Here is a 9,735-nt window from a genome sequence, read left to right on the forward strand (position 1 = left end):
GGGTGGGACGTTGTGGGCTCAGAACAGCGCGCAAGGTTTGTGCGTGCACCTGCGGCTGCCAGCGCGCTAGCTGTCAGGTGCGTCGTTGTTTGCGCTTCTTCCACTGGTGCGCGACCCACCAGCGCCAGTAACCCATCGTCAGGCAGTAGGCCAGCGCGGCCAGCACCAGCCCGCACACCACGGAACCCAACAGGAACGGCTGCCACAGTGTGCCCAGTTGGCTGCTGATCCACTCCCAGGTCAGGTTGTCGGGCAGGCTGCGCGGCGGCGTGTTCATCAGCCAGGCGCCGGTCAGGTAGGTGCAGAAGAACACCACCGGCATGGTGATCGGGTTGGTCAGCCACACCAGGCTCACGGCAATCGGCATATTCCCGCGCACAGCGATCGCTAGCACCGCCGCCAATAACATCTGCAACGGAATCGGGATAAACGCCGCGAACAGGCCCACTGCCATGGCGCGGGCGACGGAATGGCGGTTCAGGTGCCAGAGGTTGGGGTCATGCAACAACGTGCCGAGAAATCGTAAGGACTTGTGTTCCCGGATACTCGTGGGGTCGGGCATGTACCGTTTGAATAAGCGCCGGGGCATAAGGGGTCCAGGTCAGTTCGAGGGGTAAGTATGCCCGCATTCTATAAACAGAAAATTCAGACTTTGTGACAAAACATCAGAGGCCGCGCGGGGTATCCGACTAAGACTAGTGGATCACTTGAAAAGGATGATTCATGAGAACAGGGATGTTCGCGTTCGGAATGGGCTTGTTGTCGCTGCGATTTTTACCCGCATTGCCCGCCACCGCGTGGCTGCTGGCCATGTTGGTAGTGGCCTTGATGTTGCTGCCGTTTCGTACCTATCCGCTGGCGTTTTTGCTGTTGGGCGTGAGCTGGGCGTGCATGAGCGCGCAATGGGCGTTGGACGACCGATTAAGGCCGGCTCTGGACGGTCAGACTCGCTGGGTTGAGGGGCGCGTCATCGGGTTGCCGCAAAACACCAGCACCGGCGTGCGCTTCGAACTGACCGACAGCCGGTCACGCAAGGGCCGGCTGCCCAAGCGTATCCGCCTGTCCTGGCATAACGGCCCGCAGGTTAACAGCGGCGAGCGCTGGCGTCTGGCGGTCACGCTCAAGCGGCCGGCGGGCCTGCTCAATTTCCAGGGGTTTGACTACGAGGCCTGGCTGCTGGCCCAGCGCATCGGTGCCACCGGCTCGGTGAAAGATGGCCAACGCCTGGCGCCGGCTCGCCATGCCTGGCGTGACAGCGTCCGCCAGCGCCTGCTGGCGGTGGATGCTCAGGGCCGCGAGGCGGGGCTGGCAGCCTTGGTGCTGGGCGACGGCTCGGGGTTGGCAACCGAGGATTGGCGGGTGTTGCAGGACACCGGCACGGTGCACCTGCTGGTGATTTCCGGCCAGCACATTGGCTTGCTGGCCGGTTTGATCTACGCGCTGGTGGCCGGGCTGGCGCGCTATGGTTGCTGGCCCCGCGCCTTGCCCTGGCTGCCGTGGGCCTGCGGCCTGGCATTTACTGCCGCGCTAGGGTATGGCCTGCTGGCGGGGTTCGGTGTGCCCGTGCAGCGGGCCTGCGTGATGGTCGGGTTGGTGCTGCTGTGGCGTTTGCGGTTTCGCCACTTGGGTGTGTGGTGGCCGTTATTACTAGCGTTCAATGCCGTGCTGGTGCTGGAGCCGCTGGCCAGCTTGCAGCCAGGGTTCTGGTTGTCGTTTGCCGCCGTGGCCGTGCTGGTGCTGGCATTCAGCGGGCGTTTGGGCGCGTGGAGCGTCTGGCAGGCGTGGACCCGGCCCCAATGGCTGATCGCCATTGGTTTGTTTCCGGTGCTGCTGGTGCTGGGGTTGCCCATCAGCCTCAGTGCGCCGGTGGCCAATCTGTTTGCCGTGCCGTGGATCAGCCTGGTGGTGCTGCCGTTGGCACTGCTGGGCACTGTACTGTTGGCGGTACCGTGGGTGGGAGAGGGCTTGTTGTGGCTGGCCGGTGGCGCGTTGGATGGCCTGTTCACAGGCTTGGCGCTACTGGCCGGGCTGCGCGCAGCGTGGGTGCCCGCCGACGTGCCGTTGGGTTATTGGTTGATCAGCGTCACGGGCGCGGTGCTCTTGCTCTTGCCCAAAGGCGTGCCATTGCGGCTGCTGGGCTGGCCGATGCTGCTGTTGGCCGTCTTTGCCCCTAAACCATTGGTGCCGTACGGGCAGGTGGAGGTGGTGCAATTGGATGTCGGCCAGGGGCAGGCGGTGATCCTGCGCACGCGCCATCACGCCATGCTCTACGACGCAGGCCCGCGCTCGGGGGTGGTTGACCTGGGCGCGCGCGTGGTGCTGCCATCCCTGCAAAAGGGTGGGGTGGCGGCGTTGGACGCGATGGTGATCAGCCACGCTCACGCTGACCATGCCGGCGGTGCCGCAGCGGTTGCCCGTGTGCTGCCCGTCGGAAGGGTTATCGGCGGAGAGACCGAAGGGCTGCCGGCTTTTCTCGCCGCCCAGCCCTGTAACAATGGCGAGCGCTGGGAGTGGGATGGCGTGTCATTCGAGTTGTGGCGATGGCCTGGCGCCACCAGCAGCAATCCGAAATCCTGCGTCTTGCAGGTACAGGCCCGTGGCGAGCGGTTGCTACTGACGGGTGATATTGATGAGGCGGCTGAAACAGCCTTTCTCGCTTCGCCCTTGGCGGTGCCGACCGATTGGCTGCAAGCGCCGCACCATGGCAGTCGCAGTTCCTCGTCCTGGGCGTTTTTACAGCGGCTTGCGCCCAAGTCGGTGCTGATTTCCCGCGGCCGTGGCAACGCATTCGGGCATCCCCATCCGCAGGTGATGGCGCGTTACCAGGCGCTGGGCAGCCGGGTCTACGACAGCGCCGAGCAAGGTGCCGTGCGTGTGCACCTGGGCAGTTTTAGAGCACCGGTTGTTGCGCGCAGTCAACGGCGATTCTGGCGCGAAGCGTTACCGTAATACAGGCTTACCAAACACCTGGGCCTGCGACAGGCGGGCCTGGCGCCTGCGAACCACGCCGGTGAACCTATATGGTAAAGTGGCGCACTTTTTCGAGGGGACATTCACTGTGTGGGAATTGGTCAAATCCGGCGGCTGGATGATGTTGCCGATTATCTTGAGCTCCATCGCCGCACTCGGCATCGTTGCCGAACGTTTGTGGACCCTGCGCGCCAGTCGCATAACCCCCGAGCATCTGCTGGGGCAGGTGTGGGGCTGGATCAAGAACAAACAGCTGGATAAAGAAAAACTCAAGGAGTTACGCGCCAACTCGCCGTTGGGTGAAATCCTCGCAGCGGGCCTCGCCAATTCCAAACATGGTCGCGAGATCATGAAAGAATGCATCGAAGAGGCCGCTGCCCGCGTCATCCACGAAATGGAGCGCTATATCAATGCGCTCGGCACCATCGCAGCCATGGCGCCGTTGCTTGGTTTGCTGGGCACGGTGCTGGGCATGATCGACATTTTCAGCTCGTTCATGGGTTCAGGCATGACCACCAACGCTGCCGTCTTGGCCGGTGGTATTTCCAAGGCCTTGATCACCACGGCAGCCGGCCTGATGGTCGGTATTCCGTCGGTGTTTTTCCACCGCTTCCTGCAGCGTCGCATCGATGAACTGGTGGTCGGCATGGAGCAGGAAGCCATCAAGCTGGTGGAAGTGGTGCAGGGCGATCGTGATGTCGATTTCGTTGAGGGTCGAGCGTGAAATTTCGCCGCAAGCAACGGGAGAATGTTGATATCAACCTGGCGTCGCTGATCGACGTGGTCTTTATCCTGCTGCTGTTTTTTGTCGTGACTACCACCTTCACCCGCGAAACCCAACTGCGCGTTGATTTACCCGAAGCAGTGAGTGGCTCACCGGCCGAAGACCAGGAAATTAAGCAGCTGGACATTGCCATCAGCGCCGACGGGGTGTTTTCGGTAAATAACCAATTGCTCGAAAAAAATGACCTTGCCAGCCTGATGGATGCCCTGCAGAAAGAGTCCGGCGGCGATACCAATATGCCGCTTTCCATCAGCGCTGACGGCAAAACCCAGCACCAAGCCGTGATCACCGCCATGGACGCCGCCGGCAAGCTGGGCTTCAGCCACCTGCGCATGACCACCGTCGAGGCGGCGAGCCCGCCCTGATGGCTATGTCCGATCGTTTGCTCAAGGCGTGGTACGAGGGCCATCCGGCACTCGTACTGTTGCGGCCGCTGGAATCTATGTACCGTCACGTTGTACAGCGCAAACGCGCGCGCTTCCTGGCGGGCGAGGGTGAGATTTACCAACCGCCGGTGCCTGTGGTGGTGGTGGGCAATATCACCGTCGGCGGCACCGGCAAGACGCCGTTGATCCTGTGGCTGATCGAACACTGCCGGCGCAGCGGCCTGCGGGTCGGCGTGGTCAGCCGCGGCTATGGTGCCAAGCCGCCGCAGTTGCCGTGGCGGGTCGAGGCCAGCCATAGCGCCGAAGTAGCGGGCGATGAGCCGTTGCTGATCGTTCAGCGCTGCGGCGTACCCCTGATGATCGATCCAGACCGCAGCCGCGCCGTCAAAGCCTTGCTGGCCAGTGAACCCCTTGACCTGATCCTCTCCGACGATGGCCTGCAGCATTACCGCCTGGCCCGCGACCTGGAACTGGTGCTGATCGACGCCGCCCGTGGTTTGGGCAACCGCCGTTGCCTGCCAGCCGGGCCTTTGCGCGAACCGGTGGAACGCCTGCATAGCGTGGATGCGCTGTTGTACAACGGCGCCGGAGCCGATCGCGAGGATGGGTTTGCCTTTCGCCTGCAACCCACGGCGCTCATCAACTTGAAAACCGGTGAGCGCCAATCGGTGGAGCACTTTGCCGCCGGCCAGCGGGTCCATGCCGTCGCGGGTATCGGTAACCCGCAACGTTTCTTCAATACCCTCGAAACGCTACACTGGCAGCCGATTCCCCATGCATTTGCCGACCATGCGCCGTACAGCGCAGAGGTGTTGAATTTCACACCGTCATTGCCGTTGGTGATGACCGAAAAAGACGCGGTGAAGTGCCGCGCCTTTGCCCAGCCCGACTGGTGGTACCTTGCAGTGGATGCATTGCCGTCACCGGCGTTTGTGGCCTGGTTCGACACGCAATTGATGCGCCTGCTGCCCGCCCGACTTTTGCCTTAAACCGCTTTTTCCAGGAAATACTCATGGACACCAAACTGCTCGACATCCTCGCTTGCCCGATCTGCAAAGGCCCGCTCAAGCTCAGCGCCGATAAAACCGAGTTGATCAGCAAGGGCGCCGGCCTGGCTTATCCGATCCGTGATGGCATCCCGGTGATGCTGGAAAGCGAAGCCCGTACCCTGACCACCGATGAGCGCCTGGATAAATGACCACCGCCTTTACCGTTGTCATTCCTTCGCGCTACGCCTCCACGCGCCTGCCGGGCAAGCCGCTGCAATTGATCGGCAACAAGCCGATGATCCAGCTGGTGTGGGAACAGGCCTGCAAAAGCAGCGCCGAACGCGTGGTGGTTGCCACCGATGACCCGCGTATTATCGAAGCCTGCAAAGGTTTCGGTGCTGAAGCGGTGCTGACCCGTGAAGACCACAATTCCGGCACCGACCGCCTGGCCGAAGTCGCCACGCAGTTGGGGTTGGCGCCCGACGCGATCGTGGTCAATGTGCAGGGTGACGAACCCTTGATCCCGCCGTGCGTGATCGATCAGGTCGCCGCCAACCTGGCCGCCCACGGCGAGGCGCGTATGGCGACCCTGGCCGAACCGATCGAAGACATCGACACCCTGTTCAACCCGAACGTGGTCAAAGTGGTCAGCGATATCAATGGCCTTGCGCTGACCTTCAGTCGCTCGACCCTGCCTTGGGCGCGGGATGCGTTCGCCAAACAGCCCGACGTATTGCCCCAGTGCGTACCGTACCGTCGCCATATCGGCATTTATGCCTACCGCGCTGGTTTCCTGCATGACTTCGTCAGCTGGGGGCCGTGCTGGCTGGAAAACACCGAGTCCCTGGAACAGTTGCGTGCCCTGTGGCACGGCGTGCGTATCCACGTGGGCGATGCGCTGGAAGCGCCGCCAGCCGGTGTCGACACCCAGGAAGACCTTGAGCGCGTCCGTCGCCTGCTGGGGGCCTGATGGAGGTTCTGTTCGTCTGCCTGGGTAATATCTGCCGCTCGCCCACCGCCGAAGGTGTGCTGCGCCATAAATTGCGCGAAGCGGGGTTGGCCGGCCAGGTTGAAGTGGCGTCTGCCGGCACGGGTGAATGGCACATCGGCAACCCGCCGGACCAGCGCAGCCAGCGCGCGGCGCTGGTGCGCGGTTACGACTTGTCGGCCCAGCGTGCCCAGCAGGTTTCCCGTGCAGACTTTGCTCGATATGACCTGATCCTGGCCATGGATCACAGCAATCTGCGCAACCTCAAGGCGTTGCATCCTGGCCAAGGTAAAGCCGAGCTGGACTTGTTCCTGCGTCGCTATGACGCCGAGGTGGACGAAGTGCCAGACCCTTACTACGAAGGCGAGCAAGGCTTCGAACGGGTTCTGGACCTGATCGAGCGGGCCTGTGATTTATTGGTGATCGAATTGAAGGGGCGGTTATGACCTTGCAAGTGCTTGCGCAGGTATCGCTCAAGCCATTCAACAGCTTTGGCATCGACGTGCGCGCCCAGTGGTTTGCCGAGGCCCGCAGCGACGCCGATGTGCGTGAAGCCCTGGCCTATGCAACGGCGCAGTCATTACCACTGTTGGTGATCGGCGGTGGCAGCAACCTGCTGTTGACCCAGGATATCCAGGCGTTGGTGTTGCGCATGGCCACCCAGGGCGTTCGGGTGCTGCAGGACGACGGTGTAAACGTGGTGGTCGAAGCCGAAGCGGGCGAAGCCTGGCACCCGTTTGTAGTGTGGACCTTGGAACACGGCTTCTGCGGCCTCGAGAACCTCAGCCTCATCCCAGGCACCGTCGGTGCTGCGCCGATGCAGAACATCGGCGCCTACGGTGTGGAGATCAAGGACGTGTTTGCCGGCCTCACCGCACTGGATCGCCACACCGGCGAACTGCGCGACTTCAGCCTGCAAGAATGCAACTTCGCCTACCGTGACAGCCTGTTCAAGCACGAAACCGGGCGCTGGCTGATCCTGCGTGTGCGTTTCGCCCTGAGCCGCGCCAGGCACCTCAAGCTCGACTACGGCCCGGTGCAGCAGCGCCTGGCCGGGCAGGGCATCACTGAGGCGACGCCGAGTGATGTCAGCCGTGCCATTTGCAGCATCCGCCGTGAAAAACTGCCCGACCCGGCAGAACTGGGCAATGCCGGCAGTTTCTTCAAAAACCCACTGGTGTCCCATGTGTTGGCGGCTGAGCTGAAGGCGCAGTATCCGGATCTGGTGGCATACCCGCAGGCCGATGGGCAGATGAAGCTCGCCGCTGGCTGGTTGATCGATAAAGCCGGCTGGAAAGGCTTTCGCGACGGCGATGCCGGCGTGCATAAACTGCAGGCGCTGGTGCTGGTCAACTATGGCGCGGCCACTGGGCATGACATTGCCAACCTGGCACTGCGCATCCAGCGTGATATTGCTGAGCGTTTCAAGGTCGATCTGGAAATGGAACCTAACCAGTACTGAGCGTTTGCAATCCCGTGAAAACAAAAATGCCCCGTATCTTTCGATACGGGGCATTTTTTATTGCGCTAGCAATCAGTCATCGCGGCTCATGATGCCGAAGATCTGCAGCAGGCTGATGAACAGGTTGTAGATCGACACATACAGGCTGATGGTCGCCATGATGTAGTTACGCTCACCGCCGTGGATGATGGCGCTGGTCTGGAACAGGATGCACACGGAGGAGAACAGCACAAAACCCGCGCTGATCGCCAGCTGCAAGCCGCTGATCTGGAAGAACATGCCGGCAACCACTGCCGCCAGCAACACGAAGAAGCCTGCGGTAATGAAGCCACCCAGGAAGCTCATGTCCTTACGGCTGATCAGCACGTAGGCCGACAGGCCACCAAACACCAGGGCCGTCATGGCAAATGCCGAGCTGACCACTTCCGCGCCGCCGGCCATGCCGAGGTAACGGTTGAGGATCGGGCCAAGGATAAAGCCCATGAAACCAGTCAAGGCAAACGCCGACACCAGGCCCCAGGCCGAGTCACGCAGTTTGTTGGTCAGGAAGAACAGACCGTAGAAACCAATCAGCACGACAAAGATATTCGGGTAGCCGACGCGCATCTGCTGCGCCACATACGCCATTACGCCGCTGAACGCGAGGGTAAGGGCGAGCAAGCCGTAGGTGTTGCGCAACACGCGGCTGACTTCAAGCTGCTCAGCCTGCGCGTTACCATTCAGTGCGTAATTCTGTTCGCGCATGGCGACACTCCTTCAGTTTTGAAACATTCAGTCGCAAGGATCATAACAGACGCTCTGTAACAAGCCATGGCAAGAGTTTGACAGTGTGTTTCATTCGGGTATTATGGCGCCCGCTGACACGGGATGGGCTATCATAATCCTGTGAAGCAAAAGGGAAATTGGCAGAGTGGTTGAATGCACCGGTCTTGAAAACCGGCGGACGTTAATAGCGTCTCCAGGGTTCGAATCCCTGGTTTCCCGCCAAGATTTACACGAAAGCCCCGCGAAAGCGGGGCTTTTGCGTTTCTGGGGTTTGATCGGCGAAGTTGGGCAAACAGCAGGAGTTCCGAAACTTTCGGCTTGGAGTTTCGAAACTTTGCCTATTTGGAGGGCCTGGCGGTCGCGCCAATCCTCCGGTAAACCCGCTTTGTGATCTCCTGTTTACTATGGCCGAGCAGCAAGCTCGCGTCGCCGATGTCGACGATTTCCGATGCCACTTTAGGCCGGATATCACGGAATTGAACCCCGCCAATTTTCGCAGGCAGCGATGGGCCGCCCTGGTCGATTGCTTTCTGCTGTGCCTTCTCCCATGCCTTGTCCCAGCGCAAGCGCAACATGCCCTTCGTCATTCTCTTTCCATGCTTGTTGATCAATAGGTATTTGGAAGACTGGTGTCTGATATTGAAGCTCCCAGTACAGTCGGATAGCCCTTCCTATATTCGTGCACCCGACGAACAAACTTTTTTTTTTTTTGTAACTGAAGGGATTGTAAAATTTCCAAACTTGGAGTCAGTCAAAATGGTTGATCTTTCAACGCTGGAAAAAAGAAGACAGCAGGCGACATCGCCGCAGAGTCAGCTTACACCGAAACGGTAATCTATCTGCAGGCCACCGACTGGCAGGTGATTGCTAAGTATGAACGCGGCCGAGTGATCTCAGATGATGTGACTCAAAAGCGCAAGGCCGCCCTGGATATTGTGATCGGCGATTTCGCAACCTGATCATCATTGATTGTTTATCTCGAATTATTAAGAGCTCTCGGTAGCAATCGAGTGTTTCGTGGTAGTTGCTTGCCCTCTTACAATGTTTCGCAGCGGCTCCAGCCATCTATTGGCAAGCCATGATAGGCAGTATGAAACCACCAGTATCGGTAAAAATGAGACAGCTACAAGCAGCAGTCCCCGACGTTGACCGTCGAGCATGAGATAGCTCATGATGAAGCCGACGACCCAATGAAGTAAAAACATTGGATAGGCTAAGTCGCCAAGCAGCTTTCCCGACTTTTTAAAAGTGTACTGCAGATTTGAATTTGCTATCAAATATACGAGCGCCGCGCTGCTAAATAAATTGATGTAGAAAAAAGTGTTGAAGTTATTCTGTCCAAGCCCTGAAAATGCTCCGCAAACCGTTAGGTTGATAGCCCAGGCCAGGAG

12 protein-coding genes and 1 tRNA gene are annotated in these 9,735 nt (G+C 60.0%); 9 read left to right on the forward strand and 4 right to left on the reverse strand.

Going from position 1 to position 9,735, the window contains the following annotated elements; translation table 11 throughout:
- Window positions 1-73: 73 nt before the first annotated feature.
- Window positions 74-589: a DUF2062 domain-containing protein gene (locus FEM54_RS15335; RefSeq protein ID WP_017136567.1), complete on the reverse strand. Its 516-nt coding sequence runs from the start codon at window positions 587-589 to the stop codon at window positions 74-76.
- A 134-nt stretch (window positions 590-723) separates the two neighbouring features.
- Here FEM54_RS15335 and FEM54_RS15340 point away from each other — a divergent pair, with 134 nt between their 5' ends.
- The 8 genes from FEM54_RS15340 (at window position 724) to murB (ending at window position 7,579) form a co-directional block, all read left to right on the forward strand.
- Window positions 724-2,949 (forward strand): DNA internalization-related competence protein ComEC/Rec2, encoded by a 2,226-nt coding sequence (locus FEM54_RS15340; RefSeq protein WP_138451743.1) that lies wholly within the window; start codon window positions 724-726, stop codon window positions 2,947-2,949.
- 109 nt (window positions 2,950-3,058) lie between these two features.
- The gene (locus tag FEM54_RS15345) at window positions 3,059-3,694 is read left to right on the forward strand and encodes a MotA/TolQ/ExbB proton channel family protein (protein WP_016969293.1); all 636 of its coding nucleotides are present in this window, start codon (window positions 3,059-3,061) and stop codon (window positions 3,692-3,694) included.
- Window positions 3,691-4,119, forward strand: coding sequence for an ExbD/TolR family protein (locus FEM54_RS15350; RefSeq protein ID WP_017136564.1), 429 nt, complete (start codon window positions 3,691-3,693; stop codon window positions 4,117-4,119). The genes FEM54_RS15345 and FEM54_RS15350 overlap by 4 nt, the downstream gene beginning before the upstream one ends.
- Window positions 4,119-5,129: a tetraacyldisaccharide 4'-kinase gene (gene lpxK, locus FEM54_RS15355; RefSeq protein ID WP_099548010.1), complete on the forward strand. Its 1,011-nt coding sequence runs from the start codon at window positions 4,119-4,121 to the stop codon at window positions 5,127-5,129. Before FEM54_RS15350 ends, lpxK begins: the two co-directional genes overlap by 1 nt.
- 23 nt (window positions 5,130-5,152) lie before the next feature.
- Entirely contained in the window at window positions 5,153-5,338 is a 186-nt protein-coding gene (locus tag FEM54_RS15360) for a Trm112 family protein (protein ID WP_003174668.1), read from the forward strand.
- Window positions 5,335-6,099, forward strand: coding sequence for a 3-deoxy-manno-octulosonate cytidylyltransferase (kdsB, locus tag FEM54_RS15365; RefSeq protein WP_138451745.1), 765 nt, complete (start codon window positions 5,335-5,337; stop codon window positions 6,097-6,099). Before FEM54_RS15360 ends, kdsB begins: the two co-directional genes overlap by 4 nt.
- Window positions 6,099-6,563 carry a low molecular weight protein-tyrosine-phosphatase gene (locus tag FEM54_RS15370; protein ID WP_017136561.1) on the forward strand — a complete coding sequence of 155 codons (465 nt, stop codon included), beginning with the start codon at window positions 6,099-6,101 and terminating at the stop codon, window positions 6,561-6,563. Before kdsB ends, FEM54_RS15370 begins: the two co-directional genes overlap by 1 nt.
- The gene (murB, locus tag FEM54_RS15375) at window positions 6,560-7,579 is read left to right on the forward strand and encodes a UDP-N-acetylmuramate dehydrogenase (RefSeq protein WP_017136560.1); all 1,020 of its coding nucleotides are present in this window, start codon (window positions 6,560-6,562) and stop codon (window positions 7,577-7,579) included. Before FEM54_RS15370 ends, murB begins: the two co-directional genes overlap by 4 nt.
- A 72-nt stretch (window positions 7,580-7,651) precedes the next feature.
- Here murB and FEM54_RS15380 read toward each other — a convergent pair whose 3' ends face one another.
- Window positions 7,652-8,323, reverse strand: coding sequence for a Bax inhibitor-1/YccA family protein (locus FEM54_RS15380; protein ID WP_058419884.1), 672 nt, complete (start codon window positions 8,321-8,323; stop codon window positions 7,652-7,654).
- A gap of 152 nt (window positions 8,324-8,475) precedes the next feature.
- Here FEM54_RS15380 and FEM54_RS15385 point away from each other — a divergent pair.
- Window positions 8,476-8,566, forward strand: a tRNA-Ser gene (locus FEM54_RS15385).
- Window positions 8,567-8,682: 116 nt separating this feature from the next.
- Here FEM54_RS15385 and FEM54_RS15390 read toward each other — a convergent pair.
- Both FEM54_RS15390 and FEM54_RS34050 read right to left on the reverse strand, forming a co-directional pair.
- Entirely contained in the window at window positions 8,683-8,931 is a 249-nt protein-coding gene (locus FEM54_RS15390; protein ID WP_205894412.1) for a site-specific integrase, read from the reverse strand.
- Window positions 8,932-9,330: 399 nt separating this feature from the next.
- The coding region (locus FEM54_RS34050) for a hypothetical protein (RefSeq protein ID WP_205894413.1) at window positions 9,331-9,735 on the reverse strand (405 nt) is incomplete at its 5' end.

It is taken from the genome of Pseudomonas edaphica, from assembly GCF_005863185.1.
Classification (GTDB): domain Bacteria; phylum Pseudomonadota; class Gammaproteobacteria; order Pseudomonadales; family Pseudomonadaceae; genus Aquipseudomonas; species Aquipseudomonas edaphica.